The sequence below is a fragment of the Mucilaginibacter terrigena genome, from assembly GCF_004168255.1.
In the GTDB taxonomy this organism is placed as follows: Bacteria; Bacteroidota; Bacteroidia; order Sphingobacteriales; family Sphingobacteriaceae; genus Mucilaginibacter; species Mucilaginibacter terrigena.
In genome coordinates, this window is the sequence record NZ_SEWG01000001.1 from 786,583 (window position 1) to 802,992 (window position 16,410).

Annotated in this window: 17 protein-coding genes; 7 read left to right on the plus strand and 10 right to left on the minus strand. The window is 45.4% G+C overall.

Features of this window, described 5'->3' with window-relative positions; genetic code table 11:
- Positions 1-19: 19 nt before the first annotated feature.
- The 3 genes from EWM62_RS03410 to EWM62_RS03420 all read left to right on the plus strand — a co-directional run bounded on the left by EWM62_RS03410 (position 20) and on the right by EWM62_RS03420 (position 4,465).
- Positions 20-931: a Nif3-like dinuclear metal center hexameric protein gene (locus tag EWM62_RS03410; protein ID WP_203234972.1), complete on the plus strand. Its 912-nt coding sequence runs from the start codon at positions 20-22 to the stop codon at positions 929-931.
- A 93-nt stretch (positions 932-1,024) separates the two neighbouring features.
- The gene (locus EWM62_RS03415; protein WP_129875221.1) at positions 1,025-1,495 is read left to right on the plus strand and encodes a VOC family protein; all 471 of its coding nucleotides are present in this window, start codon (positions 1,025-1,027) and stop codon (positions 1,493-1,495) included.
- 117 nt (positions 1,496-1,612) lie between these two features.
- Positions 1,613-4,465 carry a hypothetical protein gene (locus tag EWM62_RS03420; RefSeq protein ID WP_129875222.1) on the plus strand — a complete coding sequence of 951 codons (2,853 nt, stop codon included), beginning with the start codon at positions 1,613-1,615 and terminating at the stop codon, positions 4,463-4,465.
- 77 nt (positions 4,466-4,542) lie between these two features.
- Here EWM62_RS03420 and EWM62_RS03425 read toward each other — a convergent pair whose 3' ends face one another.
- The 4 genes from EWM62_RS03425 to EWM62_RS03440 all read right to left on the minus strand — a co-directional run bounded on the left by EWM62_RS03425 (position 4,543) and on the right by EWM62_RS03440 (position 7,827).
- Positions 4,543-4,845 (minus strand): hypothetical protein, encoded by a 303-nt coding sequence (locus EWM62_RS03425; protein WP_129875223.1) that lies wholly within the window; start codon positions 4,843-4,845, stop codon positions 4,543-4,545.
- A gap of 251 nt (positions 4,846-5,096) precedes the next feature.
- Positions 5,097-5,360 (minus strand): DUF4342 domain-containing protein, encoded by a 264-nt coding sequence (locus EWM62_RS03430; protein WP_129875224.1) that lies wholly within the window; start codon positions 5,358-5,360, stop codon positions 5,097-5,099.
- Between the two features lie 89 nt (positions 5,361-5,449).
- Positions 5,450-5,875, minus strand: a complete 426-nt coding sequence (arsN2, locus tag EWM62_RS03435) for an arsenic resistance N-acetyltransferase ArsN2 (RefSeq protein ID WP_129875225.1) — start codon at positions 5,873-5,875, stop codon at positions 5,450-5,452.
- A 176-nt stretch (positions 5,876-6,051) separates the two neighbouring features.
- Positions 6,052-7,827, minus strand: coding sequence for a tetratricopeptide repeat-containing sensor histidine kinase (locus EWM62_RS03440; protein ID WP_129875226.1), 1,776 nt, complete (start codon positions 7,825-7,827; stop codon positions 6,052-6,054).
- 179 nt (positions 7,828-8,006) lie between these two features.
- Here EWM62_RS03440 and EWM62_RS03445 point away from each other — a divergent pair, with 179 nt between their 5' ends.
- Positions 8,007-8,429 (plus strand): secondary thiamine-phosphate synthase enzyme YjbQ, encoded by a 423-nt coding sequence (locus EWM62_RS03445; protein ID WP_129875227.1) that lies wholly within the window; start codon positions 8,007-8,009, stop codon positions 8,427-8,429.
- 314 nt (positions 8,430-8,743) lie between these two features.
- Positions 8,744-9,145 carry a pentapeptide repeat-containing protein gene (locus tag EWM62_RS03450; RefSeq protein ID WP_129875228.1) on the plus strand — a complete coding sequence of 134 codons (402 nt, stop codon included), beginning with the start codon at positions 8,744-8,746 and terminating at the stop codon, positions 9,143-9,145.
- A gap of 197 nt (positions 9,146-9,342) precedes the next feature.
- On the opposite strand, the gene EWM62_RS03455 is transcribed toward EWM62_RS03450, so the two are convergent.
- Genes EWM62_RS03455 through fdhD form a run of 3 tightly spaced genes read right to left on the minus strand, consistent with a single transcriptional unit; the run spans position 9,343 to position 12,861 of the window.
- Positions 9,343-11,655, minus strand: coding sequence for an FdhF/YdeP family oxidoreductase (locus tag EWM62_RS03455; RefSeq protein WP_129875229.1), 2,313 nt, complete (start codon positions 11,653-11,655; stop codon positions 9,343-9,345).
- Positions 11,652-12,008, minus strand: a complete 357-nt coding sequence (locus EWM62_RS03460; protein WP_129875230.1) for a DUF7009 family protein — start codon at positions 12,006-12,008, stop codon at positions 11,652-11,654. Before EWM62_RS03460 ends, EWM62_RS03455 begins: the two co-directional genes overlap by 4 nt.
- Positions 11,986-12,861, minus strand: coding sequence for a formate dehydrogenase accessory sulfurtransferase FdhD (gene fdhD / locus EWM62_RS03465; RefSeq protein ID WP_129875231.1), 876 nt, complete (start codon positions 12,859-12,861; stop codon positions 11,986-11,988). The genes EWM62_RS03460 and fdhD overlap by 23 nt, the downstream gene beginning before the upstream one ends.
- Before the next feature lie 97 nt (positions 12,862-12,958).
- Here fdhD and EWM62_RS03470 point away from each other — a divergent pair, with 97 nt between their 5' ends.
- On the plus strand, positions 12,959-13,204 hold the full coding sequence (locus tag EWM62_RS03470) for a MoaD/ThiS family protein (RefSeq protein ID WP_129875232.1): 246 nt from the start codon (positions 12,959-12,961) through the stop codon (positions 13,202-13,204).
- 1 nt (position 13,205) lies between these two features.
- Positions 13,206-13,625 carry a molybdenum cofactor biosynthesis protein MoaE gene (locus EWM62_RS03475; RefSeq protein WP_129875233.1) on the plus strand — a complete coding sequence of 140 codons (420 nt, stop codon included), beginning with the start codon at positions 13,206-13,208 and terminating at the stop codon, positions 13,623-13,625.
- A 106-nt stretch (positions 13,626-13,731) separates the two neighbouring features.
- Here the strand turns inward: EWM62_RS03475 and EWM62_RS03480 are convergent, their stop codons facing one another.
- From EWM62_RS03480 to moaC, 3 genes are read right to left on the minus strand one after another with little or no spacing between them, the layout of a single operon-like run.
- Complete coding sequence (locus EWM62_RS03480; protein ID WP_129875234.1) at positions 13,732-14,787, minus strand: HesA/MoeB/ThiF family protein; 1,056 nt, start codon at positions 14,785-14,787, stop codon at positions 13,732-13,734.
- Positions 14,762-15,958: an NTP transferase domain-containing protein gene (locus tag EWM62_RS03485; RefSeq protein ID WP_203234973.1), complete on the minus strand. Its 1,197-nt coding sequence runs from the start codon at positions 15,956-15,958 to the stop codon at positions 14,762-14,764. The genes EWM62_RS03480 and EWM62_RS03485 overlap by 26 nt, the downstream gene beginning before the upstream one ends.
- Entirely contained in the window at positions 15,939-16,409 is a 471-nt protein-coding gene (gene moaC, locus EWM62_RS03490) for a cyclic pyranopterin monophosphate synthase MoaC (protein ID WP_129875235.1), read from the minus strand. Before moaC ends, EWM62_RS03485 begins: the two co-directional genes overlap by 20 nt.
- Between the last annotated feature and the right edge of the window lies 1 nt (position 16,410).

Consider the following 16,410-nt stretch of genomic DNA (forward strand, 5'->3'; position numbering starts at 1 on the left):
GCGATAAAGTAATTTGTATATGAAAAAGTCGACCCGGAACAGCTTTACCCGCCGTAAATTTATTTCCGCATCTGCCATATCCGCAGGCGCTTTAGCCTTATCATCGGTTAAGCCAGCATTGGCAGGAATATTCACGGGGCAAAAGCAGTATACGGTTCAGCAGATTATAGATCTGATAATGAAAGAAGGTAACCTGTCGCCTATCCCCAACACGGTTGATACCTTAAAATCAGGCGATGCCAATATGGTAGTTACCGGCATAGTTACAACCATGTTTGCCACAGTAGAACTTATCGAAAAAACAGCAAAGCTGGGCGCCAATTTCATCATAGCCCACGAACCAACCTTTTATAACCACCGCGATGATCCCAACTGGGTGAAGGACAACCATGTAGTTAAGCAAAAACAGGCCCTGCTTAAAAAGCACAATATTACGGTTTGGCGTTGTCACGATTATATCCACAGTTTAAAGCCGGATGCGGTGATTTACGGCGCCATGAAAAAGCTTAATTGGCTTCCCTACTATGCCGCCGCCGAACCCACTATTACCATACCTGTACTAAGCTTGGGCGCTTTGGTAAAACATCTTAAAACATCGCTCGGCATTGCGCATTTACGCGTGATAGGCGATCTTGAAAAAAACTGCAGCCGCGTAACCTATTTACCGGGCGCCCCCGGCGGGCAAATGCAGGTAAGCTTTGCCGAAGCTAAAACTCCCGATGTATTGATAGTTGGCGAAGTATCTGAATGGGAAACCGCCGAATACATCCGTGATGCACGCTTATTAGGTTCGGACATTGCCCTGGTTATACTTGGCCATAACATGAGCGAGGACCCCGGCATGGACTATTTTGTCGACTGGCTGCAACCTAAACTTACGGGCGTGAGGATCACCCACATCAAATCCGGCGATCCGTTTACGTGGCTTTAGTCAGTATATGCCCTGTAATTCGTCGCTTTTGCCCCCTACCGGTTATTAAACAGCATGGTACATTTGTATAAGCAAACATTAAAACAAAATATCATGAATAAGATAACACCATTTTTATGGTTTGATAACAACCTGGAAGAAGCTATAGACTTTTACCGGTCGGTATTTAAAAACTCAAGCGTAAACAATATACTCAGGTACCCACCAAACGGTCCTGGTCCCGAAGGAGCGGCAATGACCGCATCATTTACCCTTAATGGACAGGAGTTTACGGGCATAAACGGAGGGCCCCAATATAAATTTACCGAGGCGGTTTCCTTTGTAATAGATTGCCAAACACAGGAGGAAGTAGATTATTACTGGGAAAAACTAACAGATGGCGGCCAGGAACTGGCATGCGGCTGGTTAAAAGACAGGTTCGGGCTTGCGTGGCAGGTAACACCAGCAATCCTTATAAAATACCTGGGCGATGCCGACCGCGAAAAAGCAGCCCGGGTGATGCAGGCCATGATGAAAATGATAAAACTGGATATTAACGCCATAGAAGAAGCCTATAAAGGTTAAGCGACCCTTGGGCATATGAAATGTGTAAGGTTTAGGATTAAAAGGTAAACGCATTGGTTATTGCCATTTCGCGGATTTTGCATACCTTAATGGCTTAAACCTTACACTTTCTGTAACATGAGTTTACCTTCAAATACCGGCCGCAATACAACTTCCACAATAAAAAATGCCCCCGGTTTTATCCCCGATATTATTGGCTTTAATAAGTGGCCATCAGCAACTGCAAAATATCATTTTAAAAATATTGGTAATGTGCCGCAGTTAAGGGTAGTTTTTGCTTTTGACATTAGCCGGTACACGCAATTACCGGATGCTACCCCGGCAGATGATACAGATGATACCGAAATACCACAGTGGAAACAAAACGCGATAGAAGACCTTGCCGTTTATAAAAGCATCCGCTACCAGCTAAAATGGATGTATGCGCCCGATGATGATAAACCCACTGAAAAAGTACGGGCGACGGATCTTTCGGCTTTTATCAGCCTTACACCTGCCGCATATAAGTTTACAAGTCAGCAAACCGCCAACACCCTGGCTTTTATCAATAATATAATAAACTGGCTGCAAAGTGTCACCACTGCGCCGGAAGGTGGCAGAGTTGTTAAAGTCCCGGTAAATAAAACGTTGATATTCCCGCTCACGGGTACCATCAATCCAAAAAACATATTCGAGGTTGAGGTTATATTTGCCATAACCCGTGCCGATGCTAATGGCGGCACAAATGCCACGGTTAGCAGCACGGCTGTTATGCCTGATATCAGTGCGGGCCTTACTGCATTTTCCAAAAGATTTGAAAACATTTTTAAGGCCGACGACCACCGATTAAAGCTGGCAACAGGTGCAAGCCTTGCGGGCAGTAACAGCGCGCGGCAGTTGTGGGCGGTGCGCCTGGCCAACAGCAATACCGGCAAAGGGATCTTTTACATTATTAGTGCCGGTACAGCTACAGCCATAGCTCCGGTGCCGTTATCAACAAATCTTATCACCAGCGGCAGCACCGCTATACGCCAATACAAAACCCGGGCTGGCATTGATTGGGATACACCTCCTGATCATATGCAGTTTAATAGTATTGACCTTGACGCATGGATGAAAGTTTTTTTGCAGGCAATAGATGATCTGTTTGCCACGGATAATATCGGTGCGGTTATGACCTGCGCATCCTTATATAAATTGCAGCACCCGGATAACGCCGACCTGATCCAGGATATTGCGGCGGCTAAAACAAGTATTACCGGGCAACTGGTAAAACTGCTGGAACCTGTTATAGCAGGGCAAATACCAAACCTTAACCACGCAGCCGGCTACCTGGCCCAACAATTAAATAACCGGCTTTACAACTTTTACTCCACTACTGCCGTTGTGCAGTATAGTGTAACTGCTGCCAACACCGATACGGGCGTGGTTAAGCTATCGGGCGATATAGGTACCTTAACTGCAAACAATCAAAAATTAAAGGGTGTAAACGTTTCAGGCGCTATCTTAACAATAGATACCGGTACCGAGGCGCAGTCGGGTTTATCATTTGGTATAAGTTTAATTGATCCCGGGCTGCAAACACATCTGGCTTTCAGTACAACCTTCAGGCCCACCCAGGTAGAATATACCCCTGAAGGAGGCATAAATATTATCCTTAACATTTTACAACCCGAAACCTCGCCGGCGTTTAGCGCCAATGTTCCAATTGTTATACGCGAACACCCCGTATTACCCACGCTGATATCGCAAACAGCAGCAAAAACGCACAAGGGCGATGCAGTATCCATCCCGCAAACTGTACTGTGGAATTATAGCTGCAAATATCAAAATACAAAGGCTGCCCAGGATATGTTTCAGTCGCAGCTGCTGATAAATGAACAAGGCGCGCCGGTTGGCGCGGCTTATGACGATGCAAGCGCGTTGTTTGCAAACCTTGCGCAATTTATCATGACCTACCCCCCTATAAAAACCGACCTGGACGACGCTTTACCTCAAATAAACAACAGCACTACCGGCGACAGCGACAATTACAAAACCGCACTTTACGCTTTAATAAGCCTGTCGCAGTTGATAGTGAAGGTAAAAAACGCGCTAAAGACCGGCGCGCCGGGTAGCCTTGCAGCAGTTGCCGCAGGTTTTAATAAGCTGTTTAATTTTACCATAAGCGAAACTACGGTAAACACAAACGGCGATAACCGCCTGCTTGTAAACGTATCAACGGAAAAAACGACCGGAAAACCCATTGAACTTCCGGAAGTGATTATACAGGGTTATGATACCGTGCCATTAGAAGCGCTAAGCGGCGATACAAAAGATATAAAAAGATACACATACTCACGCAATGGTAAATCGTTGATGTTTGCCAATGCATTTAAACCCAACCGCATCAGGGCAGTTAAGTTTAAAGCCCTTAACGCACTGGAAGTGCAAAGCATACGCACACTAAACGGCATGTGGCGCAATAAAGCCCTTCTGCCCAATGCGGAGGGCGGCTTTTTTGAAACCAATGATAAATTTGTTTACCATATTTCGCAGACTGCATCAACCCAAAACCTGGCGCCAAAACTAAACTGGGCAGATACCGGCCTTGACCTGGCTTCGCTTGCTACAAAGGGTAAGTTAAGTGTGAAAGATCATCTCGCACAATTTTTTGGCGCGATAACAAAAGGTGTTGAAAATGTAACGTATTGGGTAAAACTACAAATAGATTACCAGTATAAAGTTAACGATGACGAATACTCGCCCTTAATGACCATGCCCCTTGCGCTTGTACCTTCTACAGCGTTCAACACATCTGACGATACAGAGCTGCGCAATATTACAGATGGTATAGACAAAACAATTAAACAATGGAGCAAGAATGCAGAAATAACCGGCTATAGCCAGCGTTACAATTTTGTGGTTACAATTTTTTCGACTGCCGAAGGTACCGGTAACCCACTATATTTTGCAGATAATTTGTACCTTAATCTAAACGATATAGGCTAAATAAAATGCGGTTATTAATGCATAAAATAATGTGCATTAATAACCGCTATATTTAAATTTTTATATAGGGCCCAATGCTAATAAACAGCGTCGGGTGCTTTGTAATCAAATATAAAATCTACTATTTTCTTCAACTCGGGAATTTTTAACTTGGTGCCTTTATATTCCCACTTTTCCCTTTCCTTGTCAATGCTTATTTCCCCAAGGAAATTTGGATCATTCATATCGGTAGGTTCATGCGGTATATCCTTGTGCGATAGTCTGTTCAGAAATTTCGCTGCAAAAATTTTATAGGCGCCGCTACCCCAAACACCCTTTTCAGTAACAATTTCAACCTGCTTTTCAGGTTCGCTTTCAGTACCAACTTTTAAAATTACCATATTGCTTTAAGATTATATTGTTATGACAAACATCATCTCAACTTGTTTGCAAGAAATTAAGATTTTTTTGTAAAAATAGTATCACAGCAAACACCGTTTATTGATCGTAATTAGTTTACTAATATACAAATTTTTGATATGCATGCATAATAAAACATACTTAACTACCTGCTATTATGTGTAAGTAAAAAGTTTTTATATCCCTTGTAGGTTCAAGATCTGATTAATTGGAATAACAGCGCGGCGCAGGACTATTTAACCTCGCCCTCTCCTCCTTTTTCTTCGCGTTCTACGGTAAGGCTGCACTCGCCAACAAATATAGCCAGCGCGCCAACCGCGGCAAGCACGGGTGCAATAACAGCCGCAACCACACCTACCGATAAAGGGAAGGTCATTAACTCTTTACCATTCTTATCGCTGATGGAGATGCTGGTAATGTTACCCTCTTCAATAAGCTCTTTTATTTTATTCACCAGGTTTTTACCGTGGATACTAAAGGTTTCTTTCTTTGTCATACCGTATAGACTACTGATAGTCAACTAAGTTACAAAAATACACATGTGGTAAATGATAAGTAAACAACAACAAACCTATTTTTAAATCGCTACAAAGATTTCTGCATAGCGGTAGCCGATTCCTGGCAAACATGCGTAAACTCTGATGATGCTTTCACCGCTTCGGGGATATCCATACGGGCAACATGTTCGTAACCCTTGCCTTCAAAATAATCTTTAGCCGTTTCGGTAAGCAGGTATATGGCTTCAAGTCCCCTTTCGCCTGCCACGGCTTCTATCCTGTTCAATAGTTCTGCGGCAACCCCTTTGCCCCTCCACTCTTTAACTACAGCGACAGATCGTAGTAAGCCATAGTTACCATAAACTTCTAACCCGGCAATACCAATAACCTGGTTATCTTCTGTCGCTACAAAAAAATCATCAAGGGTGGCATTGATATCGGCAGTTGGTAGGTTTTCGGTAGTTAATTTATTAATTACATCATCGCGGTATAATACTGCTGGCTTTATTTCCATTATCGTAGCTTTATATCTTTAAGCAATATACCTGTATTTTGTTTTTACGGTAATCGTTAAAGGTATCGGATATTTAAATATCAGGGGATCCGCCGGAACCTGATACTACCTCACTAAAATTGTTATAATTTCCCGGGCTTCTTGGGTGCCTCCGGCTTTCAAAGCGATCTCCCGGTTTACGATGCCATACTTAGCAAAGGTAACTCGATAACATAGGTTACCCCTTTACCGGGTGTGGCATCAATAGCCAGGCTGCCGCCAATATACGCCACGCGCGATTCGATATTTTTAAGGCCAAGCCCTTTATTGGTTTTAAAAAGCGTTTCCTTATCAAAACCAACCCCATCGTCTATGATCATCAGCGTAAGTTCGGTATCGTGGTTCACCAGTTCTATATGGATATTTTTAGCCCGTGCGTGCTTAAACACGTTTGATATGATCTCCTGAACGCTGCGGTAAAGCATCAATGTAGTGGTTTTGTCAATAGCAATATCATCGGTGTTTACCCACTCGGTGTATATTTTCACCAGGTCCTTATTATTCAGGCGGTGAATAAACTCTTCAATGGCTTCCCTTAAGTTTTTATTAAGGATGTAAGGCGGCATCATACTATGCGACAGATCGCGCACTTCTTTTATAGAATCGTCCAGCATTTGCAGGGCGGCCCCTTCATCATCCGTTGGGGTAGTGTCCAGTTGCGAATATTCCAATTGCATGCGTGCGCTGCAAAGCATCTGGCCAATACCATCATGCAGTTCGCGGGCAAGGCGCTGGCGCTCGTTCTCCTCGGCGTCCATAATAGCTTGTGTGCGCAGGTGTTCTTCTTCCAGCATCGCTTCGCGGAAACGCGCCTGTTGCTTAATGCGGTAACGGTTATAAACCAGGTAAAATATAATAGCGATAAATATAATAGTAGCCAATAACGCGTAAATACCTATTTGGTTACGCGTAAGCTCGGCCTTTTGCTCTTTAGATTGCGCTAAAAGCAACTTATTTTCCTGTTCTTTTTTATCGGTGGCGTACTTGGTTTGTAATTCCTCAATATCCTTGTTGCGTTTTGCATCAAGCTCCTTTTGGGTAAGGTCAAGGTAAGTGGTTTGCGCATCAAAAGCCTCCTTATATTTCGCCTGCATTTTGTAACTGGTAGCCAGCTGGCTGTAGGTATACGTTTCCAGCGCGGCATATTTTAACGCGTGGGCTTTTTTACTGGCCTCTAAAAAATAAGGTACGGCATCGGAAGGTTTGTTTATTTTAAGATAAAGCTCACCAATGTTGTTTATGGCTATGGCCTCGCCCGCTTTATCGCCAACGCCGGCGCGAAGCTGTTTGCTTTCGTTCATGGCAGACAAGGCCCTGGTATACTGCCCCTTTTCGGCCAATGCTGATGACATATAATCCAGCGCGTACGACATACCAACCCTATCGTTAATAACCTTGTAGATCTCGTAGCTTTTGCTAAAATAGGTAATGGCGCTATCCATTTGCCCGCCATCTAAAAACATCAGCCCCCGGTTGTTTACCGCTGCAGATAGCCTTTGTTTATTTTTTGACTGTATTGCGTAAGCAATGGCCTTTTGGCTCACCTCATCGGCCTCCTTCATTTTTTTAAGGCGCAGGTACATCACCCCCATGTCCGAATACAGCTCGGCCAAACCATCAATATGCCCGGCAGTTTGATAAAGTTTTTCGGCCTCGATATACCAGCGTAAAGTTTTATCGTGATTGCCCGAAAGATAATTACCCATACCTATCATAAAGGCAGCCTCGCCCTGTAGTTTGGTTTGCTTTTCGGCTTTGGCTTTATCATACGCCAGGGTTGAAAATTTAATAACCTTGGCAAAATCATTGGTCTTGTTTACACGGGCCGAATCAATAAGCTGCCTTATTGTTTGTGCCGATGTAGCCAAGCCGCAAAAAACCACGAACATAACGATTAGGGGGATACGCTTCATATTCTGTTTTAGTATGATGAAATATTATGTATATATAAATAATATTTGTGAAGAATCAGGCATTTATATAGCAAAATACTACATATGTAGTATGGCAAAATCACCATGTTTGGAATTTTTTGAACTTGTTGGCTGTTTGCTTGTATTATTGTTATGTATCTTGTACTCATTTACAACTGATGAAAATATTTCAGCAAACGCTTGACCTGCCCCAAAAACGCCGGGGTTTCCATATCATTACCTATGAGGTTTTAGATGCCATACCACAACTGCACGAAATTAAAACCGGCATTTGCCAGGTGTTTATCCAGCATACTTCGGCATCGCTTAGCATTAACGAAAACGCCGACCCAACCGTAAGGCAGGATTTTGAAATGTATTTTAACAAGGCTGTGCCCGAGAACGACCCTGATTACCGCCACGATGATGAAGGCCCCGACGATATGCCCGCGCACCTTAAAGCCGCTATGCTGGGCTGCTCAGTAAGCATACCTATCCGCAATGGGCTACTGGCTTTGGGAACCTGGCAGGGCATTTATTTATGCGAGCACCGTAACCGTGGCGGGAGCAGGAGTTTGGTTATTACCGCCTGGGGCGAATAGTTTTACTGTTAAATATGATGCAAAATGTTCACGTTCACGTTCGCCAATACAGGTTGATTTTTTACAAATATTTAATAATCAAATGTTTATGACGTAATATACTGACAAAACATTGTCACCAATTTTTCCAAATAATTATCTATCAGTTTAAGATGCGAACCCATCTCTTTTAAAAATGTGAAAAATTTAGTCGTTTAAAAAACGTACACTTCGCCAAAAAGATGTCGCGAAACGCCTTAAGTTCGTCGGATTTGCACCTCTTAACCGGCCGCATTTTTATGAACTTTGTATCTACAAATCATTAATCAACCGCAATGAAATTAGTAGAGATCATCAACTGCCAAAAACAGCTTAACGTTTACGAAGCGTTGTTAAAAGACTCAACCATCAGGATGTCGTGCATTAATGGGTTAACGATGGATGATGTATCGGCTACCAACATGAAAATATCAGATGCCAACCTCAGCGACCTGGAAATAAACGGTGCCCAAATGGGTGGAGCTTATATCCACAGCATTGGCATGCCACCCGAAGGGCACCCGCATTACGACCCCAACGCTAAACAGCGCCCGCTTAAGTTTGAGGATTGCAATTTGGAAGGCAGCACCATAGACGACTGTGATTTAAGCGGTGTAGCCATAAGCGATTGTAACTTGACCGGGATGACCATCAACGGCATCTTAGTGGAGGACCTGTTAGCGGCTTATAAAGGATAAATAATCACATTTTGTCGAGCAATTAATTAGCATTCTGCCCACACCGTGTCATTTCGAACGAACAGGGGGTGGTTTGTGAAGTGGCGTGAGGAGAAATCTTCTACACCCTGAATTCCCGTACAAGTAATCAAGTTGATATATTGTATAAGATTTCTCCTCGCACCTCGTTAGAAATGACAGGGTGGTTATTTAACCATCTACCCCTCGTGCTTCCTGATCTTGATAAACACCAGCTTACTGGTGGGGCAATTGCTTTTTTCAGCCACGCTGTTTATGGGCACTAAAACGTTCCCTTCGGGATAATAGGTAGCGGTATTGCGTTCGGGGATATCATAGGGGACGATGACAAAAAGCCGGGCCACACGTTCGATGCCATCATAATAGTTAAACAGGTCTACCTTATCCCCCTGCGTAAAACCTGCTTTGGCAATATCTTTCGGGTTCATAAATATTACCCGGCGTTCGTTATGGATGCCGCGGTACCTGTCCTGCAGGCCGTAAATGGTGGTGTTAAACTGGTCGTGGCTGCGGATGGTGGTCATCATGTATTCATCATCGGCCATTTCATGTGCCGGCAGTTCTGTGATGCTGAAAGGCGCCTTATCCTTAAACTTTTCCGTTTCAAATTTACCCTCGCGCGGCCCATTTGGCAGGTAAAAACCGCCCGGAAGCCTTACACGCTGGTTATAATTTTCAAACCCTGGTACCACCTGGCCTATTACATCGCGGATGGCATCGTAACTGTTGGCGTATTTATCCCAATCGATAACGGTGCGGCCAGCTAAAGTAGCTTTGGCCAGTTCGCAAACTATCTGCGTTTCGTTCAGCAGCTCTTTTGATATTGGCTCTAAGATCCCCTTCGACGACTGCACCACCCCCATCGAGTTTTCGCAGCTGATAAACTGATCCTCGCCGTTAACCACATCCCTATCGCTGCGCGAAAGCGTTGGCAGGATGATAGCTTCGTGGCCGTGCACCAAATGGCTGCGGTTAAGTTTGGTAGATACATGCACGCTCATTTCAAGCTTGCGCATGGCCTCGGCAGTAAACGCTGTATCCGGCGTAGCCGAAAGAAAATTGCCCCCCATCGCGAAAAACACCTTCAGTTTATCTTCGTGCATAGCTTTTATAGAATCCACCACATCGTAACCATGTTCCCGAGGCGGCTCAAAACCGAATACCTCTTTAAGCTTATTCAATTGCTTTTTTGTGGGTTTATCAAATATCAGCATGGTGCGGTTGCCCTGTACATTACTGTGCCCGCGTACAGGGCATAAACCTGCCCCCGCTTTGCCAATACTACCCTTAAGTAGCACCAGGTTCAGGATCTCTTTAATGGTATCCACACCGTTTTTATGCTGCGTAATACCCATAGCCCAGCATATGATGATCCTGCTTTTATGCTTCAACATATCTGCGGCCTGCCTTACCTGCTCAACAGGTACACCGGCAGCAGCGCAAAGGGCTTCCACATCAAAGTATTTTATCTTTTCAACAAACTCATCGTAACCAACAGTACTCTTCTCAATAAATCCGGTATCGAATACCTTACCGGGTTCCTGTATCTCTGCATCGTATAAAAGCTTCTCTATTGCCTTTATCAATGCCATATCGCCGTTTATCTTTACCTGCAGGTACAGGTCGGCAAGTTGGGTACTAAAACCCAGTACACCTTTTACGCTCTGCGGGTTTTTAAATGCCATCAGTCCGGCCTCGTGCAGCGGGTTTATGGCTATTATTTTAGAACCTTTTTGCTTAGCTTTTTCTAAAGCAGTGAGCATGCGGGGATGGTTGGTACCGGGGTTTTGCCCCATGATGATGATTACATCCGTATCGTAAAAATCATTTAGCGTTACCGTCCCTTTGCCAATGCCAATGGTTTCGCCCAAGGCTACCCCGCTCGATTCGTGGCACATGTTTGAGCAATCGGGCAGGTTATTGGTGCCATACTCGCGCACAAAAAGCTGGTACACAAACGAAGCCTCGTTACTGGTACGCCCCGACGTGTAAAATGCGGCCTCGTTTGGCGAGGCCAGACTATTCAGCTTATCGCCTATTTTATGAAAAGCATCCTGCCAGGTAATCGGCTGGTAATGTGTGCCGCCTTTTGGCAAATAAACCGGTTGCGCGATACGGCCTTTTTTACCAATGTCCATATCATCCAGCCTGGCCAGGTCGGCAACGGAGTTTTGCGCGAAAAATTCGGCAGTAAGCTTTTTGGTAGTGGCTTCTTCGGCTAATGCTTTGGCCCCGTTCTCGCAGTATTCCGCAAGCGTGGACCGGTCATCATCCGGGTCGGGCCAGGCACAGCTGGAGCAATCAAAACCACCCTTCTGGTTCATGGTGAATAGCGCGCCCGCGCCACGGGCAACGCCCGTTTCCTCAAAAATATCTTTTAGCGCTGCCGTTACACCCGGTATGCCTGCCGCCCACTTTTTAGGTTCGGTAACCGTTAATTTATGCAGGGTTTCGGGGTTTTCTGCGGCGGGTTGTTCGTTTTCCTTACTCATGATCGTGCTGCGGCTAAGGGGTTGGGATAATTATCGCTCTGGTCTTCATCAACTTCGTCCAGGCAGGTAAAATCTTTTTCTACCAACAGTTGCAATTCGGCTGTTTTATGTTCAAAGCCAACCTGGTCGGTGCCTGTCCACTCATCGGCAATTTTTTCGGGTACCAGCATGGTAATAATGTTGTTTTTAAAGGATGCGGAAAGCTGCGCTTCGGCCGTGCGCTGTAAAATGTAGGTAAGCGCATCATCGCCAATTTGTACTTTCTCTTTAAATACACCATCGCGGGAAAATGCTTCTACCTCGCTGCGGGTAAGCCTGTACCGTAAGCCGTTATTTTTGATCCGGATTTTCATAACTGGGTATTAAAATGCGCTGTGGCGCAGTGTAGATATTAAACCGTTGCCCGCGTAAAAAGCCGGCGAGTGTGATGTTAAACTCCTGCGCCAGTTGCACCGCCAAACTTGAAGGCGCACCCACCGCCGCGATAATGTTGATGCCTGCCATAGCCGCTTTTTGCACCAACTCGAAACTGGCCCTGCCGCTTAGCAACAGAACAGCTTTATTTAGCGGCAGCATATTTTGGTTAATGGCCGCGCCGATGAGCTTATCCAAGGCATTGTGCCTGCCTACATCCTCGCGAACGATAAGCAGCTCCCCCGCCGGGTTAAGCAAAGCCGAAGCATGCAGTCCACCCGTATCAGCAAATACCTTTTGGTGTTGGCGCAGGATATCGGGCAGGGCGGTTAATGCCTCAGTATTGATGGCATTATCATCTGTTAGTTCAGCATTGTAATGGCTTACCGTACGGATGGCGTTAATTGAACCTTTGCCGCATACGCCGCAACTTGATGTAGTATAAAAATTACGTTCGGTGTTTTGCAGGTGCGGAGTGATGCTTTCGGCCAGGCTAACCTGTATTACATTCTCGCGGTTTTCGGCACATGCTATGAAGCAATGTGTTACCTGTTGGATGTCCGAAGCGTTTTTTATGATACCCTCGGTAAACAAAAAACCTGCGGCCAGTTCAGCGTCGTTGCCGGGGGTGCGCATGGTAACGGAGATGTTCTGCACTTTGCGTTCCGCAGCAGGGCCATATTCCAGGCGAATCTCTAAAGGTTCCTCAATGGCGATGGCGTCGTTAAGTTCTTCGCTTGCGCCATCAGTTACCCTGGTAACCGGGATTTGTAAAACAGCATTTGCGGCCATAATCAAATATACAATTTAGCGTAAAGGTTTGTTCTTTTTTTGCCACAACTAAAGCTTGTTATTGATGTTATGAACAAGATTGTTGCATATTTGCGTAATGGAAATTACAGTGCTTGCATTCGGCATCGCCAAAGACATATTCGGGGGACAATTGATAACTGTTGAATTAGGCGATAGCACCGCCACAACCGCTGATTTAAAAGTATCCTTAGAAGCAAGATATCCCAAACTGAAACAACTGGCCAGCTACATGGTGGCGGTTAATAACGAATATGCGGAAGACGGCGGAGTAATAACAGAACTTGATGAAGTGGCGATAATACCGCCGGTTAGCGGGGGATAAAATGCAAAGCCAGATAGAGATCCATACCGAACCCTTAAATATCCAGGCGTGCATAGCTTGGGTGATGTCGCCTGAATCCGGAGGCATTGATATTTTTATAGGCACGGTGCGAAATGCTACCAAGGGGAAACCTGTAGTAAAACTTGAGTTTGAAGCTTATAACCAAATGGCTGTCAACGAAATAAATAAGATACTTAAACAAGCGTTTGAACGATGGCCGCTGCAAAAAGCCCTTGTGCATCACCGCACCGGGACCTTGCATGTTGGCGAGATCCCGGTAATAATCGCGGTATCTGCCGCGCACCGGGACGCTGCCTTCGAGGCTTGCCGATACATCATCGATACCCTTAAACAAACGGTACCCATCTGGAAAAAAGAGTTTTTTGAGGATGGTGAAGTTTGGGTAGCAGCGCATCCGTGACCGGGATTTTTACGATTTAGCAGATTTAGGGATTTTTCTGAACTATAATTTTCTTGATTTGAGGATTTCCTGATGCAAATCAAATCCCTTAATCGCAAAAATCAGCTTAATCCCGGTTCAGACTACCCAACCCGCCTCCCAACGAATAAGCCTTTACCCCCGGCAATTTCTGCTGAAGTAGTTTTACAGCTTCACCGCTCCTTTTACCTGATGAGCAATAAAATACGTAGGTTTTATTAAAGTCAAACTCATCAAGGTTATCTTCCACTTCGTCCAGTTCAAAATGCAATCCACCGATGTTATACTCATCGCGTTCCTGGTCGGTGCGGATATCAACGAGGTGTAAAGTGCTATTTGCCAGTCCGCTTTGCAGTTCAGCTGCTGTGATTGTTGGAATATCTGTAGATAGCTGTAGCTGCGTAATGCTGGTTTTGGTTGTCTTACCAATGTTAATCACCCTGCTTTGCATGGTTTGTGCATCAAACACCAATATTTTCCCGGCCAGCACCTCTCCCGTCCGGGTAACGTACTTTATCACCTCGTTAGCCTGCATACAACCAATTATGCCGGCCAGTGTGGGTATTACCCCGCCTACGGAGCAATTAGGTACGTGGGTAGCATCTACCTGCGGGAACAGGTCGCGGTAATTGGGTGAGCGTTTGCCGTCGTCATTCTTTATATTCCAAACAGCTACCTGCCCTTCATATTGGTAAATAGCACCATAAACAATGGGCTTACCGGATAATACTGCCGCATCGTTCAATAGATATCTCGTCTCGAAATTATCCGTACCATCTACTATAATATCGTAACCTTCAATAACTTGTAACACATTATCAGAAGTAATTTTTGCAATGTGCGATACCAGTTTTATACCGGGGTTTTGCTGTTGTAAACGTTGGCAGGCAACTTCCGCCTTTAACAAACCAACATCAGCAGGGTTATACAACACCTGCCTGTGCAGGTTGCTGATAGATACTGTATCAAAATCGGCTATGCCTAAGGTGCCTATACCACTTGCGGCAAGGTATTGCGCCGCCGGGCAGCCTAAGCCACCTGCACCCACAACAAGCACTTTTGCATGCTGCAGTAACCGTTGCGCCGCCTCGCCGAAACCCGGTAGTGCTACCTGGCAGCTATATCGTGACAGGTCCGGATGCATTGGTTGTAGCTATTTTTTGGTGAAGGATGCGTTTGATCCGTTCCAGTTCTTCGGGTGTGTTTACGTTTGCCAATGCGTTTGGTTGGGGTGCTTGCAGCAGGGTGATGTCGCTGTTAATAAGCACCTTTCGCGGGCAGGAATAGCCCTGAGCTAAATATTGAAGTAAGACAGGGTAACTTTTTGGCTCATAAATAGTTATCAATGGTTCGGGGAAGTCTTTATAGTCGCTTTTGTAAGCGGTTGCAATGGTGGCGGTGTTGCGGTTATCTACCAGGTGTTGTACAACCTGCGCATCAACCAAAGGCAGGTCGCAGGCTATGACCAACCATGCACTATCGGGCTGCTCGCGGAAGGCCGATAGTATGGCCCCATATGGCCCCAGGCCGGTAAAGGTATCGGGCAGACTTAAATAATCCGCACTTATCTCCTGCTGCTGTTTAACGTCCCGGCAGGAAATATAAACACCGTCACAATGCCTTTTCAGCAGATCGGCCATGTGGTAGCGTTGCTCCTTGCCGTACCAGTTTACGGTGCCTTTGTCAAAACCCATACGGGCGCTTTTGCCGCCGGCCAATACCAGGCCGTTTAAAATGGGTTTAGCCTGCTCCAGCCTGGTTTTAAAAAAGTTTATAATTTGAAGGGTATCGTCGTTCAGTTGCAATACGGGGATCTCCTGCCAGTTGGGCAGGGCTTCCTGTATAAAATCAGGGATATCTACAGCGTTATCGGCCAGTAAGAACAATTCCACATTTGTCAGTTCCCTAATACGTCTTTGCAACGATGCCCTTTTATTGCTATCGATAATAACTACCTGCGCTTTTGCCTGCTGGTGGTTACCGTTAACCAGCACCAGATCCATACCAGAAAACATCTCGCGCTGTTTAAAGGGCGTTAAAGCTAATTTGTAGTTTAACTGGGCATGGTTTAGCTGGTCGGTATATTCCAATGCAGCGCCGCTTGCCAGTTTACCCGGCAAGCCTACCATATCATCGTTATGCGAGGTATCGGCGTAAGCACATTGGTATCGGTGCGATAACGCGGTAATAACCTGGTCGGCCAGGAACTTGATCACCGTACATGGCCCGCCAAGGATAGCCCATTCGTTACGACCGAAATTACCCATAGCCGGGCGCGTAATGGCAGCATGCTTTTTATGATCGTTTAAAGTCACGTTTACCTCCGGTTTTTGCTATCAGTTTGGTTTCTTTTATTACGATATCGTGGCTCAGGGCCTTACACATATCATAAATGGTGAGTGCGGCTATGGTTGCGCCAACAAGGGCTTCCATCTCGATGCCTGTTTTGGCGGTAATGCTTGCCGTGCATTCTATTATTACTTCATTTAATGGCGATAATTCAATGGTTACCTTACAGTTATCCATACCCAGGGGGTGGCAGAGCGGAATCAGGTCGCCGGTTTTTTTAGCCGCCATTATGCCTGCTATTATCGCCGTTTGAAACACCGAGCCTTTTTTACTTTGCAACTCGCCATCAACCAGGTGCGCCAAAACCTCGGCAGGTAAAACCACAATGCTTTGCGCTGTTGCGGTGCGGTGCGTAGCCTGCTTTTCGGATACATCAACCATCACCGGGTTATTTTGGTTATCTAAATGACTCAGCATA

Coding starts and splice junctions, on each gene's coding strand:
- EWM62_RS03410 (WP_203234972.1), top strand. CDS start 20: ATGAAAAAGTCGACCCGGAACAGCTTTACCCGCCGTAAATTTATTTCC.
- EWM62_RS03415 (WP_129875221.1), top strand. CDS start 1,025: ATGAATAAGATAACACCATTTTTATGGTTTGATAACAACCTGGAAGAA.
- EWM62_RS03420 (WP_129875222.1), top strand. CDS start 1,613: ATGAGTTTACCTTCAAATACCGGCCGCAATACAACTTCCACAATAAAA.
- EWM62_RS03425 (WP_129875223.1), bottom strand. CDS start 4,845: ATGGTAATTTTAAAAGTTGGTACTGAAAGCGAACCTGAAAAGCAGGTT.
- EWM62_RS03430 (WP_129875224.1), bottom strand. CDS start 5,360: ATGACAAAGAAAGAAACCTTTAGTATCCACGGTAAAAACCTGGTGAAT.
- arsN2 (WP_129875225.1), bottom strand. CDS start 5,875: ATGGAAATAAAGCCAGCAGTATTATACCGCGATGATGTAATTAATAAA.
- EWM62_RS03440 (WP_129875226.1), bottom strand. CDS start 7,827: ATGAAGCGTATCCCCCTAATCGTTATGTTCGTGGTTTTTTGCGGCTTG.
- EWM62_RS03445 (WP_129875227.1), top strand. CDS start 8,007: ATGAAAATATTTCAGCAAACGCTTGACCTGCCCCAAAAACGCCGGGGT.
- EWM62_RS03450 (WP_129875228.1), top strand. CDS start 8,744: ATGAAATTAGTAGAGATCATCAACTGCCAAAAACAGCTTAACGTTTAC.
- EWM62_RS03455 (WP_129875229.1), bottom strand. CDS start 11,655: ATGAGTAAGGAAAACGAACAACCCGCCGCAGAAAACCCCGAAACCCTG.
- EWM62_RS03460 (WP_129875230.1), bottom strand. CDS start 12,008: ATGAAAATCCGGATCAAAAATAACGGCTTACGGTACAGGCTTACCCGC.
- fdhD (WP_129875231.1), bottom strand. CDS start 12,861: ATGGCCGCAAATGCTGTTTTACAAATCCCGGTTACCAGGGTAACTGAT.
- EWM62_RS03470 (WP_129875232.1), top strand. CDS start 12,959: ATGGAAATTACAGTGCTTGCATTCGGCATCGCCAAAGACATATTCGGG.
- EWM62_RS03475 (WP_129875233.1), top strand. CDS start 13,206: ATGCAAAGCCAGATAGAGATCCATACCGAACCCTTAAATATCCAGGCG.
- EWM62_RS03480 (WP_129875234.1), bottom strand. CDS start 14,787: ATGCATCCGGACCTGTCACGATATAGCTGCCAGGTAGCACTACCGGGT.
- moaC (WP_129875235.1), bottom strand. CDS start 16,409: ATGCTGAGTCATTTAGATAACCAAAATAACCCGGTGATGGTTGATGTA.